The following is a 21211-nucleotide window of genomic DNA, read 5'->3' as shown; positions in this document are numbered from 1 at the left end:
GCACCGCCAGGGGAGGACCAGCATCATGGGTGTCACGCTCGCCAAGGGAGGCAACGTCTCCCTCTCCAAAGCCGCACCGAACCTCACCAACGTCATGATCGGACTGGGCTGGGACGCGCGGTCGACCACCGGAGCCCCCTTCGACCTGGACGCCAGCGCGCTGCTGTGCGGGGCCGGCAACCGGGTGCTGGGTGACGAGTGGTTCGTCTTCTACAACCAGCTCACCAGCCCCGACGGCTCGGTGGAGCACACCGGTGACAACCTCACCGGTGAGGGCGAGGGCGACGACGAGTCGATCCTGGTGGACCTCGCCCGGGTGCCGGCGCAGTGCGAGAAGATCATCTTCCCCGTCTCCATCCACATGGCGGACGAGCGCGGGCAGACCTTCGGCCAGGTCTCCAACGCCTTCATCCGCGTCGTCAACCAGGCCGACGGCCAGGAGCTGGCCCGCTACGACCTCAGCGAGGACGCTTCCACCGAAACCGCCATGATCTTCGGCGAGCTGTACCGCTACCAGGGCGAGTGGAAGTTCCGGGCGGTGGGTCAGGGGTACGCGTCCGGCCTACGGGGCATCGCTCTAGACTTCGGAGTCAACGTTTCGTAAAAATCGGTACGACTCAGGGGAGACCCTCCCCCGGACTCCGTCTGGGAGGTGCCCCCCACACACGATGGGGTAGCCAGTGCTTCTGAAAACCTTCGGCTGGTCGTTCGCGGTCACCGCGCTCGGTCTGGTCGCGGCGGCGTTCTACGGGGGGTGGACCGCCTTCGGCATCGTGGCGATCCTGGCCGTCCTGGAGATCTCGCTGTCCTTCGACAACGCGGTGGTCAACGCCGGGATCCTGAAGAAGATGAGCGCCTTCTGGCAGAAGATCTTCCTCACGGTCGGCGTCCTCATCGCCGTCTTCGGCATGCGGCTGGTCTTCCCCGTCGTCATCGTCGCGATCAGCGCCAAGATGGGCCCGATCGAGGCCGTCGACCTGGCACTCAACAACAAGGACCGCTACCAGCAGCTGGTCACCGACGCCCACCCGGCGATCGCCGCGTTCGGTGGCATGTTCCTGTTGATGATCTTCCTCGACTTCATCTTCGAGGACCGGGACATCCAGTGGCTGCGCTGGATCGAGCGGCCGCTGGCCAAGCTCGGCAAGGTCGACATGCTGTCGGTCTGCATCGCCCTGATCGTCCTGCTGATCACGTCGTTCACCTTCGCCACCCACGCCCACCAGCACGGCGGCGCCCACGCGGACAAGGCCCAGACGGTCCTGATCGCCGGTATCGCCGGCCTGATCACCTACATGGTCGTCGGCGGCCTCTCCGGCTACTTCGAGGACAAGCTGGAGGCGGACGAGGAGCGCGAGCACGAGGAGGAGGAAGCGGCCGCCCGCACCGGCAGGCAGAAGCCCGCGATCGTCCTGGCCGGCCAGGCCGCGTTCTTCATGTTCCTCTACCTCGAGGTCCTGGACGCGTCCTTCTCCTTCGACGGCGTGATCGGCGCCTTCGCCATCACCAACGACATCGTCCTGATGGCCCTCGGCCTCGGCATCGGCGCCATGTACGTCCGGTCGCTGACGGTGTACCTGGTCCGCCAGGGCACCCTCGACGACTACGTCTACCTGGAGCACGGCGCCCACTACGCCATCGGCGCCCTCGCCGTGATCCTCATGGTCACCATCCAGTACGAGATCAACGAGGTCGTCACCGGTCTCGTCGGCGTCGTCCTGATCGCGGCGTCCTTCCTCTCCTCCGTGCGCCGCAACCGAGCCCTGGCCGCGGCGGGCGAGGGCAGCGGCGAGAAGGCCGAGGTCTCCTCCGGGGTGTGACGGCCCGGACGGTGAGGAACGCTCTGAACGGGGCGGCCGGCACGGCCGGCCGCCCCGCCGGCGTCACGACAGCTACTGGGGGCGGGAATGGGCTTCTTCGACGGACTGCTGGGCGGGCGCGCCGCCGACTTCGACTCGGGCAACGCGTCGAGCAACGCCATAGAACTGACCAGGCGGCACCAGACGGTGTCCCTCACCAAGCAGGAAGCGGCCACCGGCCACCTGCGCGTCAACCTCTCCTGGCGGATGCGGACCTCCGACTTCGACGGAGTCCAGCGCACCAGCCTGTTCCGGCACCCGTTCAAGGCACTGAAACCGCCGGAGGTCCTGGGCCACGGCCAGAGCATGGTCAACGTCGACCTGGACCTCGGCTGCCTGTACGAACTGACCGACGGCACGAAGGGGGTCGTACAGCCCCTCGGCGGCTATCTCGGCGACGTCAACGCACCGCCGTACATCAAACTCAGCGGCGACGACCGGTTCGGCTCGGCGTCCGGCGAGACGATGTACGTCAACCTCGACCACCGCGACGCCCTCAAGCGACTGCTCGTCTTCGTCTACATCTACGACCAGACCCCCGCCTTCGACCGTACGCACGCCATCGTCACCCTCTACCCGAGCAACGGCCCCCGCATCGAGATAGGCCTGGACGAACGCCACCCCCAGGCCCGCTCCTGCGCCGTGGTCATGATCGAGAACGTCAAGGGCGAACTGATCGTCCGCCGCGAGGTGAAGTTCGTCTACGGCTTCCAGGGCGAACTGGACCGCCTCTACGGCTGGGGCCTGCAGTGGGGCAGGGGCTTCAAGACGAAGGTGGACAGGTGACCGGGCACCCGCCCCAGGGGCTGACTACCGCCCGAGGAACTGCGGCCCCTGCGGCGGCAGCCGGAAGTAGGGGTCCCCGGCCACGGCCACCGGCGCCGACATCGGCTGGGGATAGCCGTACGCGGGCGGCTGTGCCGGAACCGCGGCCGTCGGCTGCTCCGGGGGCAACGGCTGGGACGGGGCCGGCTCCTCCTCCATCTCGGACTCGTCCACCGAGATCCCGAAGTCCGTGGCGAGCCCCTTCAGCCCGTTCGAATAGCCCTCGCCCAGCGCCCGGAACTTCCAGCCCTCCCCGCGCCGGTACAGCTCACCGCAGATCAGCGCCGTCTCCGCGCCCGTCTCCGGCTTGATCTCGAACCGGGCCAGCGGCTCCCCGTCGGCGACCGCCGCGTCGTACAGCAGGATGCACAGCGCCGGCACCCGGTCGAAGGCGACCCCGTCCGCTGAGGCGACCAGCACGATCCGGCCGACGCCCGGCTCCACCCCGGACAGCTCGGTCTGGATCGTGTCCGTCAGCCCCTCGGTGATCCGCTTCTTGCCGAGCCGCCACACCTTCCCGGAGGGGTGCCGGGGCTGGTTGTAGAAGACGAAGTCCTCGTCGGAGCGCACACGGCCGTCCGGGCCCAGCAGCAGCGCCGACACGTCCACGTCCGGGACCCCCTGCCCGGGGGTCCAGCGCAGCACGGCACGGACCGTGGCGGCGTCCAGCGGGACGTTCGACCCTTTCAGCATGGCGTGCGTCATACGGTCATCCTGCCCTCTCGGTCCTGGTCACGACAACGCGGGGGCGGTGCCGCCGACATGGCCGGGTTACCGGGAATTCATGCCCGCAGGGAACCCCGGACACGGATCCCTACGTACTATTACCGGCCACCCTTTACCGAACCCAGAGGATCGGCTCGCGCCCTGAGGGAGTCCTATGCGTCATTTCGGGCACATCGCCCCCGAGGTGCGGCAGCGCCTCTTCCACCAGGAGCCGTGCGCGTTCACCGCCGACTCCCCGGCCCGGCTGCTCTCCGCGGCCCTGGGCGCCACGCTGTACAGCCCGGCCACGCGGCCCCGGCTCGCCGACGACGTCGTCAGACAGGCGCGCAACGGCGTGGTCTCGATGGTGCTGTGCCTGGAGGACTCGATCGACGACGCGGACGTCGAACCGGGGGAGGAGAACCTCGTCCGGCAGTTCGCCGACCTCGCCGCCCGGCCCGGAGCGCAGCCGCCCCTGCTGTTCATCCGGGTGCGCACCCCCGAGCAGATACCGGACCTGGTCCGCCGCCTCGGCCCCGCCGTGCGCCTGCTGTCCGGGTTCGTGCTGCCCAAGTTCACCGAGGAACGCGGCATCCCCTTCCTGGAGGCGCTGACCGCGGCGGAGAACAGCAGCGGCCGGCGGCTCTTCGCCATGCCCGTCCTGGAGTCCCCCGAGCTGCTCTACCGCGAGTCCCGGGTGGAGACCCTGGAGGGCATCTCCCGCGCGGTCGGCAAGTACCGGGACCGGGTGCTGGCCCTCCGCCTCGGCGTGACCGACTTCTGCTCCTCCTACGGCCTGCGCCGGGCCCCCGACATGACCGCCTACGACGTCCAGATCGTCGCGTCCGTGATCGCCGACGTCGTGAACATGCTGGGCCGCGCCGACGGCACCGGCTTCACCGTCACCGGCCCCGTCTGGGAGTACTTCCGCCTCTCCGAACGCATGTTCAAGCCGCAGCTGAGGCAGAGCCCCTTCCTGGAGGTGCAGGCCGTCTCGCTGCGCGAGAAGCTGATCGAACACGCCATGGACGGACTGCTCCGGGAGATCTCCCTCGACCAGGCCAACGGCCTGCTCGGCAAGACCTGCATCCACCCGTCCCACGTGCTGCCCGTGCACGCGCTGTCCGTGGTCAGCCACGAGGAGTTCAGCGACGCCCAGGACATCCTGCGGCCGGAACGCGGCGGCGGGGGTGTACTGCGGTCCGCCTACACGAACAAGATGAACGAAGTGAAACCGCACCGCGCCTGGGCCGAGCGGACCCTGCTGCGCGCCGAGGTGTTCGGCGTCGCCAACGAGGACGTCGGCTTCGTGGAACTGCTCGCCGCCGGCATACCCGGCTGAACCCCTCTCCACCTTCACCTCAACCTCAACCCTCCACTCCGACTCTCCAAGGAACGAATGAACAACGCAGTGAACGACGGGGTCTGGTCCGGCAGCTGGGTCGCCGAGCGGCTCGGGGTCGGACTCGTGGGCGACGACGGCCTGCCGGACCTGCTCGGGCTCGCGCTGCGGCGCAACCCCAAGCGGGCGCACCTGCTGGTCTCGAACGTCCTCGGCAAGCACGTCCCCCAGTCGCCGGCCGTGGTGTACGAGTACGGCTTCCGCCTGGGCCGGCGGGTCGCCGCGCTGCTCGGCGGGGAAGGGGCCGGGGCCGTCGTCCTCGGCTATGCGGAGACCGCGACGGGGCTGGGGCACGCGGTCGCCGACGGGCTCGGCGCGGTGCCGTACCTGCACTCCACGCGGCGGCCGGTGCCCGGGGTCGCCCCCGCGGGCGGCTTCGAGGAGTCGCACTCGCACGCCACGTCGCACCTCCTGCTGCCGGAAGACCCCGCCCTGCTGGCCGGGGACGGACCGCTGGTGCTGGTGGACGACGAGTTCTCCACCGGCAACACCGTGCTGAACACCGTCCGGGACCTGCACGCACGGTATCCGCGCGGGCGGTACGTGGTGGTCGCCCTGGTCGACATGCGGTCGGCCGGGGACACGGCCCGCCTCCAGCGGTTCGCGGAGGAGATCGGCGCCCGGGTCGACGTGATCGCCGCCGCGTCCGGGACCGTACGGCTGCCCGAGGGCGTGCTGGAGAAGGGGCAGCGGCTGGTCGCGGAACGTGAGGCCGCCGGGCACGGGAGCGACGGGGCTGCCCGCGCCCCCGGAGGGGCGTCACGGCCGGGGCCCGTCGCCGAGGTCGACCTGCACTGGCCCCGCGGGCTCCCCGACGGCGGACGGCACGGCTTCACCCCCGGCCACCGGGCCCGGCTCGAAGCGGCGCTGCCCGCCATGGCCGGGCGAATACGCGCGGCCCTGCCCGCCGGCGCCCGGCGCGTTCTGGTGCTCGGCTTCGAGGAGCTGATGTACGCCCCGCTGCGGCTCGCCCGCGAGCTGGAGCGGGCGGTGGACGCCGAGGTGCGGTTCTCCACCACCACCCGGTCGCCCGTGCTCGCGGTCGACGACCCCGGCTACGCCATCCGCAGCCGCCTGGTCTTCCCGGCCCACGACGACCCGGCCGACGGCCCCGGCGAACGGTACGCCTACAACGTGGCCGGCGCCGGCTTCGACGCCGTCGTCGCCGTGGTCGACTCCGCCGCCGACACTCCCGCCCTGCACGCGCCGGACGGTCTGCTGGCCGCCCTCGCCGCGCACGTCCCGCACGTCCTGCTCGCGGTCGTCCCCTCCTACGTCCCGCACGCTCCCGAAAGGCCGGCCATGCTGCCCGAGCCCCTCCGCGGCCCCGCGTTCTCCTCGTACGCGCCGGAGGAGGTCGGCTGGCTGCTCCAGGACCTGTCCGACGTGCCCCTGGAGGCGCCGACGGAGGAGCGCGAGGAGGCCGTCCAGCGCGGCGGCGCGCACTACGCCGAGTCACTGCCGGTGGAGTACCAGCCGAGCGCGCGGTACCAGGAGCTGTTCCACGCGGCCCTGGACGCCTCCGCCGCCCGCCTCGCGCGGGCCGTCGGTGTCGTGACCGAGGCCGTCCTCACCGAGCGTTCGCCCCGCCCGGTGCTCGTCTCCCTGGCCCGCGCAGGCACCCCCGTCGGCATCCTGATGCGCCGCTGGGCCCGCTTCCGGCACGGTCTCGACCTGCCGCACTACGCCGTGTCGATCGTGCGCGGCCGGGGCATCGACGCCAACGCGCTGCGCTGGCTGGCCGCCCACCACGACCCCCGGGACGTCGTGTTCGTCGACGGCTGGACCGGCAAGGGCGCGATCACCCGCGAACTCGCCGAGGCGGTCGAGGAGTTCGAGCGGAAGGAGGGCATCGGCGGTTTCGACCCGGAGATCGCCGTCCTCGCCGACCCCGGCTCCTGCGTACGCACCTACGGCACCCGCGAGGACTTCCTCATCCCCTCCGCGTGCCTCAACTCGACCGTCTCCGGGCTGATCTCCCGCACGGTGCTGCGCGCCGACCTGGTCGGCCCGCACGACTTCCACGGCGCCAAGTTCTACCGCGAACTCGCGGGCGCGGACGTCTCCGTGGCCTTCCTCGACGCCGTCGCCGCCCGCTTCCCCGAGGTGGCCGACGGCGTGGACGGCGCGGTGAAGGAGCTGTCGGCCGCGGACCGGACCCCGACCTGGGCGGGCTGGCGGGCGGTCGAGCGGATCAGCGAGGAGTACGGCATCCACGACGTCAACCTGGTCAAGCCCGGCGTGGGCGAGACCACCCGGGTGCTGCTGCGCCGGGTGCCGTGGAAGATCCTGGCGCGGGCGGGGGCGGGTGACGACCTGGCCCATGTGCGGCTGCTCGCCGAGCAGCGCGGGGTGCCGGTGGAGGAGGTGGACGACCTGCCGTACACCTGCGTCGGGCTGATCCACCCCCGGTACACGCGGGGCGCCACGGGCGCCGACGGCAAGGCGGTGAACGTCTGATGCCGGTGCTGGTGGCGAGCGACCTCGACCGTACGCTGATCTACTCGTCGGCGGCCCTGGCGCTGACCATGCCGGACCCGCGGGCGCCCCGGCTGCTGTGCGTGGAGGTGCACGAGGCGAAGCCGCTGTCCTTCATGACCGAGACCGCGGCCCAGCTGCTCACCGACCTCGGTGACACGGCCGTGTTCGTGCCGACGACGACCCGGACGCGCAAGCAGTACCAGCGGATCAACCTGCCGGGGCCGCCGCCGGCCTACGCGATCTGCGCCAACGGGGGCCATCTGCTGGTCGACGGGGTCACCGACGCGGACTGGCACGCGGGCGTCCAGGCGCGGCTCGCCGAGGAGTGCGCGCCGCTCGCGGAGGTCAGCGAGCATCTGCTGCGGTCCGCCGACCCGGTGTGGGTGCGCAAGCACCGGATCGCCGAGGACCTGTTCGCCTACCTCGTGGTGGAGCGCGACCTGCTGCCCGGGGACTGGGTGAAGGAGCTCGCGGTGTGGGCGGAGAACCGGGGCTGGACGGTCTCCCTGCAGGGCCGCAAGATCTACGCCGTACCGAAGCCGCTCACCAAGAGCGCGGCCGTGCGCGAGGTGGTCCGGCGCACCGGCGCGGAGCTGACGCTGGCCGCGGGGGACTCCCTGCTCGACGCCGACCTGCTGCTGGCCGCCGACCGGGGCTGGCGCCCCGGCCACGGCGAACTCGCCGACACCGACTGGACGGCCCCGCGGATCAGCGCCCTGCCGGAACGCGGCGTCCTGGCGGGGGAGCGGATCCTGCGGGAGTTCGTGAAGGCGACCCGCACGGCAACCCCTTAGGGGCGCGGGGCCGCATCGAGGTGCGGCCCCGCCGCAGGCGGCTACCCGCAGCACCCGCCACCGCAGCACCCGCCCCCGCCGGCCCGCGGCGAAGGCGCGGGCGCAGCCGCGGACGTGTTGTTCGACACGCCTACCGCCACCGTCGACAGGAGCTTCACCGTGTCGTCGTGCCCCGCGGGGCACGACGCGGGGGCGGCGGACTGCGCCATGGGCCGGCTGAGTTCGAACGTGTCGCCGCAGGTCCGGCAGCGGTACTCGTAACGAGGCATGGCCCCAGGTTAGCCGTCGGGGCCCGGCCGGGGGCGCCTCAATGTTTCATGAGTGTTGCTTTCTATCCGGCATATGTGCAGGGCATTCGAAAACGTTACTGATAATTTGTGAACGCCGTTGCGAGGATGTCAGCTCACCCGCGCGAGCAAGACCGAGTGCGGAGGGAGACGCAGGCGTGACCAATGCGTCGCAGGGGGAGGACGGCCCCATGGGGGGTGGCCGTGGCGAGGAGCCGTTGGACGCCGATGAGACGCTGCACCTGAGAGTCGACGCCCTCAGGGCCGACCAGACCATGCAGTTGCGCGTGCCCCCTCCACCGGAGCCGCCCGCTCCGGGCGGCGGCCGGGCCGAACGCCGGCGTGACGCGCGCGCGGCCGGACGGGAGCGCGCCACGCCCGCGAACGCGGCCCTGGGCGCCGTCGCCCGGCTGCTCGCCCCGCTGGCCCCGTACGCGCGCCGGATAACCCCCTACGCGCGCCGCCTGAAGCCGGTGTACCCGCGCCCCGGGCGTACCGGCTGGCGCCGCTGGATACCCTCCTGGCGCCAGTGGATCGGCGCAACGCTGACCTCGTTCGGCCTGCTCAGCGCCTTCCTCGTCACCGCGTACGCGATGACGGACATACCGGAGAACCTCAACTCGTACGCCACCCAGCAGGACAACGTCTACTTCTGGTCCGACGGCACGCCCATGGCCCGTACGGGCTGGGTGCAGCGGCAGGCGATGCCGCTGAAGGACATCCCTCCCGACGTCCGCTGGGCGGTGCTCGCGGCGGAGAACGAGAGCTTCTACTCGGACCCGGGCATATCCGCCAGGGGCATCACCCGGGCCGTGTTCCGCACCCTGGGACAGGGGGACACCGAGGGCGGATCGACCATCACCCAGCAATACGTCAAGAATGTCTATCTGACGCAGAACCAGACGATCAGCCGCAAATTCACCGAAGCGATGATCGCGCTCAAGCTCGACAACAGGATGAGCAAGGACCAGATCCTGGAGGGGTATCTCAACACCAGCTGGTTCGGCCGCGGCAGCTATGGCATCCAGCGTGCCGCCCAGGCCTACTACGGCAAGGACGTCGGCGACCTCGACGCCTCCGAGGCGGCCATGCTCGCCGGGCTGCTCAAGGGCGCCGGCCTGTTCGACCCCACGCTCAGCAAGGCCAACCACGCGCGGGCCGTCGAGCGCTGGTCCTGGATCCTCGACCGCATGGTCAAGATCGGCAAGCTGTCGCCGCGGGAACGGGCGAAGTACACCGAGTTCCCCGAGCCGCTGAAGAGCAACCCGCTGTACAACACCGGTGCGCAGAGCGACTACCTGGTGGAGCTGGCCTCGCAGTACGCCAAGAAGTCCGGCCACCTGACGGACAAGCAGTTCGACCTGGGCGGCTACCAGATCTACACGACCTTCGACCGCAAGCGGGAGAAGGCGCTCACCGACGCCGTCACCAAGACCCGCAAGCAGGCCGGGCGGGACGATCCGGCGGCGGCGAAGAACGGCCACTACGGCGCCGCCTCGGTGGCGGCGGACGGCCGTATCCTCGCCGTCTACGGCGGCCCCGACCACCGCACCCAGGGCTACAACGAGTCCAACGCGACCACCGTCCCGGCCGGCACCGCGTTCACGCCGTTCGTCTACGCCGCCGGACTCGAACACGGCGTGCACAAGACGCGCGGCGGACCCGCCACCCCCGTCACCCCGGACAGCGTCTACGACGGCGACGACGGCGTGCCCGTCACCACCCCCGAGGGGCCGTACTGGGACCGCAGCGGCAAGAAGGTCGCCGCGCACAACGACGGCGGCCGGTCGTACGGGGACATCAGCCTGCGCGAGGCCATGGCCCGGTCGGTGAACACGCCGTTCATGCAGCTCGGCATGGACACCGGCCTGGACAGGGTGCGCCAGACCGCCGTGGCGTCCGGGCTGCTGTCCTCCAGCATGGGCCCCCAGGTCCCGGCCCTGTCGATGGGGAACTCCACGCCCAGCGCGATCCGGATGGCCAGCGGCTACGCGACCTTCGCCGCCGACGGCAACCACACCGAGCCGTACTCGGTGCGCCGGATCACCCGCAACGGCTCCCCGGTCGCCCTGGCCACCCCGCGCCCGAAGCGCGCGGTCGGCGCCGAGGTGGCCCGGCAGGTCACGGAGGCGCTCGGCGACTCCTTCCGCACCGCCCACCCCGAGGCGGCGGCCGGCCGGACGGGGGTGTCCGGGAAGGCCGGCACCACCGAGAAGGACACCGCCGCCTGGTACGTCGGCACGGCCGACTCCGTGTCCACCGCGATCGTCGTCTACCGGATCGATCTGGCCAAGTCCCTGGAGCCACTGCCGCTCAAGGGCCTGGCCGGCACGTCCGCCCACAGCGTCCCGTATGCCCTCTGGTCGGCAGCGACGGGTCTCGGCTGAGCCGGGGCCCGTACACCCTCCCCTTCCGCAGAATGAGCCGCGCATGCCCCGCAAGATGTCGTCGTCAGGCCGCCGTCGAGCCCCCCGCAGCCGCAGTGTGCCCCGCGCCACCCGGCCGCAGGTCCTGACTCTGGCCGCCCTCCTCGTCGTCGCCTCGCTGGTCGCCGGATTCCTGGCGCTGTCCGGCACGGACGGCAACAGCACCCCGGCCGCCGCGGCCGGCAAGAGACAGAAGAGCGCGCCGAAGGCCAGCCCGACCCCCGAGTGGGACGGCACGACGAAGGTGCTCGGGGACGGCTCGACCTCCTACACCGGGCCGCAGAAGGGGCAGTTGAAGCCGGTGCCGCTCAAGCCCGGTGAGAAACCACCGCAGTTCGTGGTCTTCTCCTGGGACGGCGCGCTGGAGGGCAGCGACCACCTGTTCTCGCACTACCGGGAGCTGGCCAAGGACTACGACGCCCACATGACCTTCTTCCTCACCGGCATCTACCTGCTGCCCAAGAGCAAGAAGTCGCTGTACCACGGCCCCATGCACTCCCCGGGCGACGCCGCCATCGACTACGCCACCGACGACCACATCCGCACCACGGTGGAGCAGCTCGGCAAGGCGTACGAGGACGGCAACGAGATCGGCACCCACTTCAACGGCCACTTCTGCGGGGCCAAGGGCGGCGGCGACTGGAGCGTCCAGGAGTGGAAGAGCGAGATCGACCAGTTCTACTCCTTCGTGGAGCACTGGAAGACCAACACCGGCTTCAAGGACCTCGCGCCGCTGCCCTTCGACTTCAGGAAGGAGGTCACCGGCGGCCGGGCGCCCTGCCTGGAGGGGCAGCCGAACCTGCTGAAGGCCATGAAGAGCTACGGCTGGCGCTACGACGCCAGTTCGCCGGGCGACTTCCAGATATGGCCGTCGAAGAAGAAGGGCATATGGGACTTCCCGCTGCAGATGCTGCCGTACGAGAGCGGCAAGTACCAGGGCCTGTCCATGGACTTCAACTTCCTGTACAACCAGTCCGAGGGTGAGACCCAGGGCGATCCGGCCAAGTTCCCCCAGTGGGAACAGCAGACCGTCGACTCCTACATGGCCGGCTTCAACCGGGTGTACTACGGCAGCCGGGCCCCGCTGTTCATCGGCAACCACTTCGAGGACTGGAACGGTGGCATCTACATGAAGTCCATCGACCAGGTGGTCAAGAACGTCTGCACCAAGAAGGGCGTCAAGTGCGTGTCCTTCAAGGAGCTGGCCGACTGGCTCGACGCGCAGAAGCCGCAGACCCTGGCCGCCCTGCGCAGCCTCGACCCGGCCCAGTCGCCGGACTGGTCGGCGGTCGTCAAGTGACCGGCGCGCGGCGGGGATTCCACTTGTGCAACCCCCTTCACAACCGACGCGCACGGCGTGCGAAGATGCCCCTCGCCCGGTAGGTGTACCGGCGTAGAGGGGAACATCATTGAAATCTAGAAGACTGAGCCGTGGGCGGCGCCGCACGGCCATAGTCACCGCCGCGGCCGCCTCGGTGGTCGCCGGCGTGGCACTGGTGCCCAACTGGAGCGCGGGTGCGGCGGTGACCGACGACCCGACGGTGGACGCGGCGACCAAGGCGACTTTCCAGCGGCTGGCCGACGCGGTCTTCACCGACCGCACGCAGGCCCTCGTGCAGGGCGCCGACAACGCGGAGACCCGGCACACGTCCGGCTTCTCCGGTTCCGTGCGCCTGTCCGGCGGGCAGACCCGCCAGGAGAAGTCCGCGCTGGACGAGCTGCGCGACCGCCGCGGCCGGCTGGCCCGGCTGGGCGAGACGTACCGCGCGGGCAGCACCAAGGTGACGCTCGACGCGACCCGGGTGAAGGGCCGGCACGCCGAGGTCGCCGTCACCGAGACCACGTCGCTGACCTACGACAAGGCCACCGTCAAGGGGCCGAAGTCGACCGGCTTCCAGGCCCACCACGAGCTGACCTTCCAGGCCGACCGCAAGGGCACCTGGCGGCTCACCGGCATCCGGGACACCGACGACGGCTACCTCGCGGTGAACCAGGTCGCCAAGCCCGCCGTCACCTCGGTGAAGACCGCCACCGCGGACGACGGCCCGCCCTCCGCGGCCCGCGCCGCCACGACCTGGCCCGCACCGGTCAACAAGAAGAACTTCTCCGCGACCGGCTACGACTACAAGGCCATGGTCGCGTACGCGCAGAAGTACTGGAACTCGTACAACCCGGCCTACCCGGACTTCAACGGGCAGGGCGCCGGCGGCGACTGCACCAACTTCGTCAGCCAGGTCCTGAAGGCCGGCGGCTGGAAGCACGTGCCCGGCTACACGTACGACTGGAAGAAGTGGTTCGGCACCGCCGACATCCAGTCGGACTCGTTCGTCGGCGTCAACGAGTTCTCCTGGTTCGCCCTGTCCTCCAAGCGCGCCACCAGCCTCGCCAACGTCTACCAGATGGACCTCGGCGACGTGCTGCAGATGGACTTCAACCGGGACGGGTCCAAGGACCACTCGATGATCGTCACGTACCGGGACAGCCGGGGCGTGCCGTACGTCAGCTACCACTCGACCAACACGTACAACCGGTCGGTGGCCAGCCTCGTCGCCTCGTACCCGAACGCGGCGTTCTACGCCTACAGGACCTGACCCGGTCCTGGCTGCCGAGGGCCCCGCTGCTCCCGCCCCTCCCGCCGCTCGTCCGGCGGACGCCGCTCCGGCGGCGTCAGCTGTTCGGGCCGCGCCCGCTGTTCCCGCGGAGGGGCGTCGGGGTGGCGGGCCCGCCAGTAGGGATTGTCGTGCGGCAGGTTGTGTCCGACGCGGCCGTACATGCCGAACGTCATCAGCAGCAGGCCCACGATGAAGCTGAAGAAGACGTTCTGGATTTTGAACGCCAGGAAGTTGCTGGCGGTGTCCAGCAGGCCGAGGAACAGGAAGCCGTTCAGCAGGAACAGCACGCCGAGCACCATGTTCAGGGTCGACGCGAGGTTCCCGCCGATCACCATGCCGGCCAGCAGCACGGCGCCGATGCAGATCGACAGCACACTCAGCGCGCCGTTGGAGTTCAGCCCGGCGACCGTGTTGCCGCCGGTGTCGAAGAAGCCGATGCGGTTGATCAGGCCGAGAATGCCGAAGGCGACCAGGAATCCGCCGATGAGGCCGGCACCGATCCGGTAGACCAGGTTGAGCCGGTGATCGACGGGCAGATGGTCGTCCAGCCGGGGCCGTCGCTCCTCGGCCTTCCTCGTGTGCACCGCGTGTGTGGCCATGTCCGCCTCCCTCGGGCGCTAGCGGAGGCCATCCGTCCTCTTAATATCCGCTGCCGCACAGCACCCGGCAACACGCATGTCAGTGCCCGGCGCCGCGCTCCTCGCGGATCTGCGCCACCACCCGCGCCACCGTCTGCCGCACCCCTTCGGTCTCGGTGAGGAACTGCCAGTAGTCCGGGTGCCGCCCCTCCAGCGTGCCGACCGCCCGCTCCAGCCGGGCCACCGCGTCGTCCAGCGGCCGGGCGTGCCGCGGATCGGGGGTCGAACGGCCCGTCATCGCCAGCCGCTGGGCGTCCCGGATCGCGAACCGGGTGCGCTCGATCTCCGCCTGCGGGTCCTTCTGCACCGCGTTCAGCCGGCCCAGCCGGTCACCGGCGGCCGACACCGCCTCGTCGGTGGTGTTCAGCAGCGCCCGCACGGTCGCCAGCAGTGCGGTCGCGTCCGCCCAGCGCTGGGCGTCCCGCGCCGTCTGCGCCTCCCGGAGCCTCAGCTCGGCCTGCCGTACGTTCTGCGCGGCCTGGTCCGGCACGTGCTGGAGGTCCTGCCAGCAGGCGGCGGTGAAGCGGCGGCGCAGCTCGCTCAGCACCGGCTCCACCTGTCCGGCCCGGGTGGTCAGCGCCTCGGCCCTGGTACGCAGGCTCACCAGCCGGTGGTCGATCTCGGCCGCCCGCTCCGGCAGCCGCTCCGCCTCCGCGCGGATCGCCCCGGCCTCCCGCTGCACCCGCTCGGCCCGCTCCAGCGTCGCCTGCACCCCGTGCCGTCCGGCGCCCTGGTTCAGCTTGGTCAGCTCCGGCGACAGGGCCGCCAGCCGCGCGGCCAGCTCGTCGGCCCGCAGCGCGCGCTCCCGTACGGCGTCCAGGGCGTTGCTCGCCGCCAGCAGCGACTGCCGGGCCCGCTCCACGGCGGGCGCCAGCCGGGCCAGCTGCGTCTCCGCCTTGCCCAGCAGCGGCTCCAGCGAGCCGCCGAACCGGTCCAGCTCCTGCCGGACCCGGTCCAGCTCGTCCTTGGCCGCGGTCAACTCCGCCCGCGCCCGCGCCGCCGCGCCGGCCTCCAGATCGTCCCGGTCCAGGTCGTGGGCGTCCACGGCCTGGATGTAGCGCCGGCTGACCTCGTCGATCCGCAGCCCGAGCGCCTCGAAGTCGGACACGGCACGCCGGGCGGCGGGTGAGTCGTCCACCGCCGAGATGGTCTCCACCGAGATCCGCAGGTCCCGCTGCGCGGTGTCGAGTTCGTAGAACGCCGTCGCCGCCGCGTCCTTCGCGGCCTGCGCGTCGGCCCGCTGGCTCTCCGCCCGCCCGCCGAACCAGCGCCGGGTGCCGCCGCCGGCGAACGCGAGGGGCAGCGCGAGCGCGGCCAGCACCGGCAGGCCCAGCAGCGTGAGGGCGTCCCGCAGCGGGGCGGGGCCGCGCCGGGCCCGTGCGGTGGACGACGGCGGGTACGGCTGGCTCGCTGGCGTGCCCGGTGTCGCCGTCACATCCCTCTCCCGTGCTGTGGTCCGCCCTGGGTGGTGCCATTCTCCCACCCGTTGAAGACGAACACACGGGCCGGTCAGTTCGCCGTGCGCACCGTGACTTTCCCGTCCCGGGTGTGCGCCGACACCCGGTGCGGGCCGCTGTCGTCGCGGGGCACGGACACCGTCACCGACCCGTCGCCGGCCCCCGCCGGCACCCGGTACGCGCCCTTGGGCAGGCCCACCGTCACCGGCCCGTCGTCACCGGCCGTCGTCGCCGCGGACGCCGGCCAGGTCCGCCGGACCGGTCAGCTCGACGTCCACGGAACCGTCGCCGGCGGCGGCCCTCACCCGGCGCCAGGAGACCACCGCGCGCACCGAGCCGTCGCCGGCGCGCAGGTCCAGCGGGCCGCTGGTGTCGGTCGTTGCGCGCCGCCCGGCCGGCCGTGCTCGTCGGCGCGCTCCTCGCGGGGCTCACCGCCTGCGGCGCCTCGGCCGGCGACGACACCCGTCCCGATCACCGGTCCTCAGTTCCGACGCCAGGGCCCGCGGGCCCGCGCCGGCGGTCCGGCGGCCTCACGGGCCGGGGGTGGGGTGACCTCCCTGTCCCCGCCCCCTGTCCGGGTTTGCAGGGCAGCCGCTCGGGCAATGTAGGCTGTCGGCCTGTCCCGGGTGCGTAGCTCAGGGGTAGAGCGCCTGCCTTACAAGCAGGATGTCGGCGGTTCGAAACCGTCCGCGCCCACCGGTCCGGCCCCTCGGAGCAGTCCCCGAGGGGCCGTTTCCTTGCCCTATTCCTCCTCCGCCGCCGTCTCGTGGACGTGCTTGAGCCGGGAGCGGGCCTCCATGCGGTCCGCCGCCGCGACCTCCGCCCAGAAGCGGTGCGTGCTGACGAAGACCGCGAGTTCGTGCTCGCGCCGCCGCAGCTTCTCCACCTCGGCCTGTTCGTCCTCCGTCCAGCCGGGGGACGCGGGCCGCTCCACCTTGCGCCAGCCGGTGTCGTCACTGAAGCCGTCCATCGGCTCGACCGACCAGGGCAGCCGCTTGAGCAGGGCCGACAGCTCGGCCCGGACCTGATGCAGCTCCTCCTGACCGGCGAGGAGGTCACTGGGGAATTCATAGGTCGTAGCCACGCGGCAATGCTACGCCTGTTCGATTTACGGGTGCGAGGCGTCCGCGAGGTCCGGACGGAGGTTCAGCCGAACGGGTGGCGCGGGGCGGCGACGGCGGCGGGACCGCGCCGGGTCAGTGGACGGAGTCCCGCAGCTCCCGGACCAGGCGGGCCGTCATCGGCACCGGCACCCCGTGCCGCTCGGCCGCGCGCAGCAACGCCCCGCCGATGGCGTCCAGCTCCAGCGGGCGGCCCGCCTCGGCATCGCGCTGCATGGACGACTTCGCGGCGGGCGGGAAGGCGTCGTACCGGGCCAGGGCCAGGTCCGGGTCGGCCGGGGCGCCGCAGGCACGGCTGACGGCGGCGGTCTCCGCGACGAGCGCCTCCAGCTCCTGCCGGTGACGGGTGCGGGCCACGCCGAGCGGGACGCCGTACCGGGTGGTGAGCAGGGCGAACGGGGCGAGGAACGCCATCTTGGCCCACAGGGCAGCCGTCTCGTCCCCGGCCACGCGGGCGGTCGTGCCGCAGGCGGTGAGGCGGGCGGCCAGCGCTTCGAGGCGGGCGCGGGGCACGGTGTCCCCGGCCAGGTCGATCTCCGTGAACGGGCTGCCGTGCTCGATCACGCCCGGGGCGGTCCGGGTGGACTCCACGCGGATCACGCCCGGGGCGACCCGGTCGGGACGGTAACGGGCGCGCAGGGCCGCGGGGTGTTCGACGCCGTTCAGCAGCGGTACGGCGAGGGCGTCGCCGAGGACGGCGGGCGGAACCCGGGTCAGGGCGGCGTCGAGCGCGGTGTGCTTCACGGTGATCAGGCAGGCGTCCACCGGCTCGCGCAGCTCGGTGTCCGCGTCGACGGCGGCCGTGAAGTCGCCGAACTGCTGGCTGCGGACCGTGATGCCGGTACGGCGCAGGGTGCCGGCCGTGGCCTCGCCGGCCAGGCAGATCACGCGGTGCCCGGAGCGGGACAGCAAGGCGGCGAGCAGGCCGCCGGTGCCGCCGGGGCCGAGGACGGCCACGGTGAGCGGTTGCGTCACGAACGTCATGGAATTGTCCTTCCGACGGTCGGCCCCGGGTGTCGGTGGCCGCCTTCGCGCAGATCATCGCAGGGCGCGGCGGGGTGCGCGAGACTGGCCGCATGTGCCGGAGCATCAAGACGCTGCGTCCGCCCGTGCTGCCCGGTGAGGCCACGGACGAGGACATCCACGCGGCCGCGTTGCAGTACGTGCGGAAGGTCTCGGGTTTCCGGGCCCCCGCCGCCCACAACCGCGAGGCCTTCGACAAGGCGGTGCGAGCGGTGGCGCGGGCCACGGCGGAGCTGCTCGGGGAGCTGGAGGTGCGCGGGCAGTCGGCGCGGCGAGGGGGGTAGCCGCCCGGCGGCTGTAGAGGGAACGGGTCGGCGGGTCCGGGGCAGGGGCGGACCCGCCCTTCGGCATGCCCGGATGTGATCACTGTCATGGAGGCGGCCCCGGGAACCCGGCCGCACGCCGTGGACGGTTATGAGACAGGCGGGCCGGGCGTGGCGCGTGCGTCCGTATGACGTGACGGACCGTCAAAGAGGCACAGGTGTAAGGACGTTGACGTCTGGGAAGTTCGCGGAAGACGCGCATCCGGTGACCGCTGCGGGCGTCCGGCCCGGCGCCGGGCCGCGCGCGGAGGCGTCACCACCGTGGCCGAATGTTGAACTTGCAAGCATTGATTAGGTGCCCCTAACCTGGGTGTTCCGTTCGGTACCGCCGCCCCACGACCGGCCCTCTCCGTCCCCGGCCGGCCCGACCGTCACCGAAGAGGAGACTCCCCGATGTCCGCACGCCTCGATTCCGCTCGGCCCTATGTGATCGGGCTCTTCCGCATCGTCCTCGGCCTGCTCTTCGCGGCGCACGGCGCCGCGTCCCTGTTCGGCGTCCTCGGCGGCGCAGTCGGCAGCGACGGCGGCACCATCGCGGCCGGCACCTGGCCCGGCTGGTACGCGGCCGTGATCCAGCTGGTCGCCGGCGGCCTGGTGCTGCTCGGCCTCGGCACCCGCGCTGCCGCGCTGATCGCCTCCGGCTCGATGGCGTACGCCTACTTCGACGTCCACCAGCGGGCCGCCCTGTGGCCCATACAGAACGGCGGCGAGCTGTCGGTCCTGTTCTGCTGGGCGTTCCTCCTGCTCGTCTTCACCGGCTCGGGCGCCTTCGGCCTGGACCGGCTCCTCCCGCGCCGCGCGGCGCGGGACGGCGAGCGGGCGCCGGAGCAGTCCCCGGTGGCCGTCTGACGGCCGGGCCGGCGCGCGGCCCGGCGGTCCGCCGGTGAACGCCCCGTTATCGCCCCGCGAGCCCCCTCGAGCCCCCCGCGACCCTCCTGTCACACCCCCGGCGTACGCTGTATGGCTGTCAACGGGGGAGTGACGGGAGTCGTGGTGTTCGAGAGCGTGGGGTCGCTGGCGGCCGGGCCGTGGATCTATGCCGTGGTGGCCGTGTCGGTCCTGCTCGACGTGTTCCTGCCCGTGCTGCCCAGCGGCGTGCTCGTCATCACGGCCGGCACGGCGGCGGCGGCCGGTTCCGGCGCGGCCGGCCGGGTCCCGCACGAGGTGCCGGACATCCTGGCCCTGATCCTGTCCGCCGCGACCGCCTCCGTCCTCGGCGACCTGGTGGCGTACCGGCTGGCCTGGCGCGGCGGGGAGCGGCTGGACCGGGCGATAGCCCGCTCCCGGCGGCTGACCTCCGCGCAGGAGCGGCTCGGTGACGCCCTGTCCCGGGGCGGCGGCGCGCTGGTCGTCCTCGCCCGCTTCGCCCCGGCCGGCCGCTCGGTCGTCTCCTTCTGCGCCGGCGCGGCCCACCGCCGCGTCCGCGACTTCCTGCCGTGGTCCGCCCTGGCCGGCCTGTCCTGGGCCGCCTACAGCGTGGCCCTCGGCTACTACGGCGCCCAGTGGCTGGGCGCGACCTGGCTGGCCACCGGCGTCTCGGTGGCGGCCCTGTTCGGCGCGGGCGCGGCGGCCGCCTTCCTGATGCGCCGCCGCCCGGTCTCCTGACCCCCCCGAGGGGCGCGGGCGGCGGCGGGGCTCAGCAGCCGGACAGGTAGTTCGTCAGCGCGCTCTTCTCGGCGGAGTCGACCGAGAGGTCGTAGTAGTACTTCACCTGCACCCAGGCGCGCACGTACGTGCACAGGTACGCCGACCGGGACGGCACCCAGGTGGCCGGGTCCTGGTCGCCCTTGGCCTGGTTGACGTTGTCGGTGACGGCGATCAGCTGGGGCCGGGTCAGGTCGTTCGCGAACGCCTGGCGCTGCGCGGTGGTCCACTTGCTCGCGCCGGAGTCCCACGCCTCCGCCAGCGGCACCAGGTGGTCGATGTCGAGGTCGGAGGCGGCGGTCCAGGTGGCGCCGTCGTACGGGGAGTACCAGCTCCCGCTGGTCGCGGCGCAGGAGGAGTCGGTCACGACGTTCGAGCCGTCCCGCTTGAGGACCGTCTCGCGGGTGTTGCAGGCGCCGCTGATGGTGATCCAGTGCGGGAAGAGGTCGCGGCTGTAGCCGGTGCGGTTCTCGGTGGCCACGGTGAGCTGGGAGAGGTAGCTGCGAGCGGTGGCGCCGCTGACCGGGGTGGGGAGGGCCGCGGAGGCGTTCGGGGAGTTGAACAGGGCGACGGAGGCGATCAGACCGGTGAGGGCCGCGAGTATGCTCGTCCGTCGACGCGCGTAGAACCTGGGCATGCGTGAACTCCCTTGTGGGGTGGCGGGGTTGGAGCGCGAGCGAAGGAATGCTCGCGGGGCGGAGTTGCCGGGGGGTGAGCGCTCGGTAAGAAGCTAGTGACGTGCGCATGTCACGACAAGGTTGACGGCGGAACTTTCACATCCCTTACGATGGGAAGCGCAGAAGGGGAGTAGCTCTTCGCCGGACCGTCGACATACTGCTCAGCGAGCCTGAGCCGGCGCCCGGAGGCGGACCGCGTCGAGGCGGGCCCGCCAGCGAGACCTTCGGCAAGCAGTGCACGCCCGTGCCGTCCCCGGCGCGGGCGCCGAGTGCGCTGCCGTGCCGAGGTGTCATCGTGTGACGTACCGCACTCTCGGCGGGGCAGCCCGACCGATTGAGGAACTTTGATCAGCATCACCGTGACGGCGCTCGTCTTCGGCGTCATCTTCCTCGCCGAACTGCCGGACAAGACCGCCCTCGCCGGTCTCGTCCTCGGCACCCGCTACCGCGCCTCGTACGTCTTCGCGGGCGTCGCCGCCGCCTTCCTGCTGCACGTCGTGCTCGCCGTGGCGGCCGGCAGCGTGCTGACCCTGCTGCCGCAGCGGATCGTGCACGCCGTCACCGGCGTCCTCTTCCTCGGCGGGGCCGCGATGCTGCTGCTGAACAAGGGCGAGGAGGAGGAAGAGGTCAAGAAGCCCGCCGACCAGTCGTTCTGGAAGGTGGCGGGCACCGGCTTCATGCTCATCCTGGTCGCCGAGTTCGGCGATCTCACCCAGATCATGACCGCCAACCTGGCCGCCCGCTACGACGACCCGATCTCCGTCGGCCTCGGCGCGGTGCTGGGCCTGTGGGCCGTCGCCGGGCTCGGCATCGTCGGCGGGAAGGCCCTGATGAAGCGGGTGCCGCTGCGGCTGATCACGCAGATCGCGGCGCTGCTGATGCTGGCGCTCGGCGTGTGGAGCCTGTGGGAGGCCGTCAGCGGCTGACCGGGCCGCGC

The 21211-nt window shown here is 71.8% G+C and carries 21 protein-coding genes and 1 tRNA gene; 14 read left to right on the top strand and 8 right to left on the bottom strand.

Annotation, left to right across the window (positions count from 1 at the left end):
• Nucleotides 1-25 precede the first annotated feature (25 nt).
• From ACZ5DC_RS07320 to ACZ5DC_RS07310, 3 genes are all read left to right on the top strand, one after another.
• Complete coding sequence (locus tag ACZ5DC_RS07320) at nt 26-604, top strand: TerD family protein (protein WP_366749398.1); 579 nt, start codon at nt 26-28, stop codon at nt 602-604.
• A 76-nt stretch (nt 605-680) separates the two neighbouring features.
• Nucleotides 681-1820: a DUF475 domain-containing protein gene (locus ACZ5DC_RS07315; protein ID WP_468650311.1), complete on the top strand. Its 1140-nt coding sequence runs from the start codon at nt 681-683 to the stop codon at nt 1818-1820.
• An 87-nt stretch (nt 1821-1907) separates the two neighbouring features.
• Complete coding sequence (locus ACZ5DC_RS07310) at nt 1908-2645, top strand: TerD family protein (protein ID WP_366749395.1); 738 nt, start codon at nt 1908-1910, stop codon at nt 2643-2645.
• Between the two features lie 24 nt (nt 2646-2669).
• On the opposite strand, the gene ACZ5DC_RS07305 is transcribed toward ACZ5DC_RS07310, so the two are convergent.
• A complete protein-coding gene (locus ACZ5DC_RS07305; protein ID WP_468650309.1) occupies nt 2670-3389 on the bottom strand; it encodes a TerD family protein in 720 nt (239 codons plus the stop codon).
• Nucleotides 3390-3564: 175 nt separating this feature from the next.
• On the opposite strand from ACZ5DC_RS07305, the gene ACZ5DC_RS07300 reads away from it, so the two are divergent.
• Genes ACZ5DC_RS07300 through ACZ5DC_RS07290 form a run of 3 tightly spaced genes read left to right on the top strand, consistent with a single transcriptional unit; the run spans nt 3565 to nt 8066 of the window.
• Entirely contained in the window at nt 3565-4731 is a 1167-nt protein-coding gene (locus tag ACZ5DC_RS07300; RefSeq protein WP_468650307.1) for an HpcH/HpaI aldolase/citrate lyase family protein, read from the top strand.
• A 57-nt stretch (nt 4732-4788) separates the two neighbouring features.
• Nucleotides 4789-7251: a phosphoribosyltransferase gene (locus tag ACZ5DC_RS07295; protein ID WP_468650305.1), complete on the top strand. Its 2463-nt coding sequence runs from the start codon at nt 4789-4791 to the stop codon at nt 7249-7251.
• Nucleotides 7251-8066, top strand: coding sequence for an HAD family hydrolase (locus ACZ5DC_RS07290; protein WP_366749391.1), 816 nt, complete (start codon nt 7251-7253; stop codon nt 8064-8066). The genes ACZ5DC_RS07295 and ACZ5DC_RS07290 overlap by 1 nt, the downstream gene beginning before the upstream one ends.
• Before the next feature lie 41 nt (nt 8067-8107).
• Here the strand turns inward: ACZ5DC_RS07290 and ACZ5DC_RS07285 are convergent, their stop codons facing one another.
• Complete coding sequence (locus ACZ5DC_RS07285) at nt 8108-8335, bottom strand: FmdB family zinc ribbon protein (RefSeq protein ID WP_468650303.1); 228 nt, start codon at nt 8333-8335, stop codon at nt 8108-8110.
• A gap of 410 nt (nt 8336-8745) precedes the next feature.
• Here ACZ5DC_RS07285 and ACZ5DC_RS07280 point away from each other — a divergent pair, with 410 nt between their 5' ends.
• The 3 genes from ACZ5DC_RS07280 (at nt 8746) to ACZ5DC_RS07270 (ending at nt 13370) form a co-directional block, all read left to right on the top strand.
• Complete coding sequence (locus tag ACZ5DC_RS07280) at nt 8746-10740, top strand: transglycosylase domain-containing protein (protein WP_468651260.1); 1995 nt, start codon at nt 8746-8748, stop codon at nt 10738-10740.
• Between the two features lie 43 nt (nt 10741-10783).
• Nucleotides 10784-12079, top strand: a complete 1296-nt coding sequence (locus ACZ5DC_RS07275; RefSeq protein WP_468650301.1) for a polysaccharide deacetylase family protein — start codon at nt 10784-10786, stop codon at nt 12077-12079.
• A 187-nt stretch (nt 12080-12266) separates the two neighbouring features.
• On the top strand, nt 12267-13370 hold the full coding sequence (locus ACZ5DC_RS07270) for an amidase domain-containing protein (protein ID WP_468651258.1): 1104 nt from the start codon (nt 12267-12269) through the stop codon (nt 13368-13370).
• On the opposite strand, the gene ACZ5DC_RS07265 is transcribed toward ACZ5DC_RS07270, so the two are convergent.
• The 3 genes from ACZ5DC_RS07265 to ACZ5DC_RS07255 all read right to left on the bottom strand — a co-directional run bounded on the left by ACZ5DC_RS07265 (nt 13358) and on the right by ACZ5DC_RS07255 (nt 15691).
• Complete coding sequence (locus ACZ5DC_RS07265; RefSeq protein WP_468650299.1) at nt 13358-13990, bottom strand: DUF4383 domain-containing protein; 633 nt, start codon at nt 13988-13990, stop codon at nt 13358-13360. The two genes, ACZ5DC_RS07270 and ACZ5DC_RS07265, sit on opposite strands and share 13 nt — an antisense overlap.
• 79 nt (nt 13991-14069) lie before the next feature.
• Entirely contained in the window at nt 14070-15464 is a 1395-nt protein-coding gene (locus tag ACZ5DC_RS07260) for a hypothetical protein (protein ID WP_468650297.1), read from the bottom strand.
• A gap of 74 nt (nt 15465-15538) precedes the next feature.
• A complete protein-coding gene (locus tag ACZ5DC_RS07255) occupies nt 15539-15691 on the bottom strand; it encodes a hypothetical protein (RefSeq protein WP_468650295.1) in 153 nt (50 codons plus the stop codon).
• Nucleotides 15692-16110: 419 nt separating this feature from the next.
• Here ACZ5DC_RS07255 and ACZ5DC_RS07250 point away from each other — a divergent pair.
• Nucleotides 16111-16182 (top strand) — tRNA-Val (locus ACZ5DC_RS07250).
• A 46-nt stretch (nt 16183-16228) separates the two neighbouring features.
• On the opposite strand, the gene ACZ5DC_RS07245 is transcribed toward ACZ5DC_RS07250, so the two are convergent.
• The gene (locus ACZ5DC_RS07245; protein ID WP_468650294.1) at nt 16229-16570 is read right to left on the bottom strand and encodes a hypothetical protein; all 342 of its coding nucleotides are present in this window, start codon (nt 16568-16570) and stop codon (nt 16229-16231) included.
• Between the two features lie 112 nt (nt 16571-16682).
• Nucleotides 16683-17591, bottom strand: coding sequence for a ketopantoate reductase family protein (locus ACZ5DC_RS07240; protein ID WP_468650292.1), 909 nt, complete (start codon nt 17589-17591; stop codon nt 16683-16685).
• Nucleotides 17592-17683: 92 nt separating this feature from the next.
• On the opposite strand from ACZ5DC_RS07240, the gene ACZ5DC_RS07235 reads away from it, so the two are divergent.
• From ACZ5DC_RS07235 to ACZ5DC_RS07225, 3 genes are all read left to right on the top strand, one after another.
• On the top strand, nt 17684-17914 hold the full coding sequence (locus ACZ5DC_RS07235) for a DUF2277 domain-containing protein (RefSeq protein WP_203348907.1): 231 nt from the start codon (nt 17684-17686) through the stop codon (nt 17912-17914).
• 432 nt (nt 17915-18346) lie between these two features.
• Complete coding sequence (locus ACZ5DC_RS07230) at nt 18347-18802, top strand: DoxX family protein (protein WP_468650289.1); 456 nt, start codon at nt 18347-18349, stop codon at nt 18800-18802.
• A gap of 111 nt (nt 18803-18913) precedes the next feature.
• Nucleotides 18914-19558 (top strand): DedA family protein, encoded by a 645-nt coding sequence (locus ACZ5DC_RS07225; protein WP_468650287.1) that lies wholly within the window; start codon nt 18914-18916, stop codon nt 19556-19558.
• Between the two features lie 31 nt (nt 19559-19589).
• On the opposite strand, the gene ACZ5DC_RS07220 is transcribed toward ACZ5DC_RS07225, so the two are convergent.
• Nucleotides 19590-20234, bottom strand: a complete 645-nt coding sequence (locus ACZ5DC_RS07220) for an HNH endonuclease family protein (RefSeq protein WP_171156747.1) — start codon at nt 20232-20234, stop codon at nt 19590-19592.
• Between the two features lie 384 nt (nt 20235-20618).
• Here ACZ5DC_RS07220 and ACZ5DC_RS07215 point away from each other — a divergent pair, with 384 nt between their 5' ends.
• Entirely contained in the window at nt 20619-21200 is a 582-nt protein-coding gene (locus ACZ5DC_RS07215) for a TMEM165/GDT1 family protein (RefSeq protein WP_366749380.1), read from the top strand.
• The last annotated feature ends 11 nt before the right edge of the window (nt 21201-21211 follow it).

This window comes from Streptomyces sp. NPDC031445 (genome assembly GCF_055581365.1).
This window is presented reverse-complemented; position numbering and strand designations above follow the sequence as displayed.

Bases quoted from the DNA above. Each gene is read 5' to 3' on its own strand.
- ACZ5DC_RS07300 (WP_468650307.1), top strand. From the start codon at position 3,565: ATGCGTCATTTCGGGCACATCGCCCCCGAGGTGCGGCAGCGCCTCTTC.
- ACZ5DC_RS07265 (WP_468650299.1), bottom strand. From the start codon at position 13,990: ATGGCCACACACGCGGTGCACACGAGGAAGGCCGAGGAGCGACGGCCC.
- ACZ5DC_RS07230 (WP_468650289.1), top strand. From the start codon at position 18,347: ATGTCCGCACGCCTCGATTCCGCTCGGCCCTATGTGATCGGGCTCTTC.
- ACZ5DC_RS07285 (WP_468650303.1), bottom strand. From the start codon at position 8,335: ATGCCTCGTTACGAGTACCGCTGCCGGACCTGCGGCGACACGTTCGAA.
- ACZ5DC_RS07235 (WP_203348907.1), top strand. From the start codon at position 17,684: ATGTGCCGGAGCATCAAGACGCTGCGTCCGCCCGTGCTGCCCGGTGAG.
- ACZ5DC_RS07305 (WP_468650309.1), bottom strand. From the start codon at position 3,389: ATGACGCACGCCATGCTGAAAGGGTCGAACGTCCCGCTGGACGCCGCC.
- ACZ5DC_RS07320 (WP_366749398.1), top strand. From the start codon at position 26: ATGGGTGTCACGCTCGCCAAGGGAGGCAACGTCTCCCTCTCCAAAGCC.
- ACZ5DC_RS07275 (WP_468650301.1), top strand. From the start codon at position 10,784: ATGCCCCGCAAGATGTCGTCGTCAGGCCGCCGTCGAGCCCCCCGCAGC.
- ACZ5DC_RS07225 (WP_468650287.1), top strand. From the start codon at position 18,914: ATGGCTGTCAACGGGGGAGTGACGGGAGTCGTGGTGTTCGAGAGCGTG.
- ACZ5DC_RS07310 (WP_366749395.1), top strand. From the start codon at position 1,908: ATGGGCTTCTTCGACGGACTGCTGGGCGGGCGCGCCGCCGACTTCGAC.
- ACZ5DC_RS07290 (WP_366749391.1), top strand. From the start codon at position 7,251: ATGCCGGTGCTGGTGGCGAGCGACCTCGACCGTACGCTGATCTACTCG.
- ACZ5DC_RS07295 (WP_468650305.1), top strand. From the start codon at position 4,789: ATGAACAACGCAGTGAACGACGGGGTCTGGTCCGGCAGCTGGGTCGCC.
- ACZ5DC_RS07240 (WP_468650292.1), bottom strand. From the start codon at position 17,591: ATGACGTTCGTGACGCAACCGCTCACCGTGGCCGTCCTCGGCCCCGGC.
- ACZ5DC_RS07220 (WP_171156747.1), bottom strand. From the start codon at position 20,234: ATGCCCAGGTTCTACGCGCGTCGACGGACGAGCATACTCGCGGCCCTC.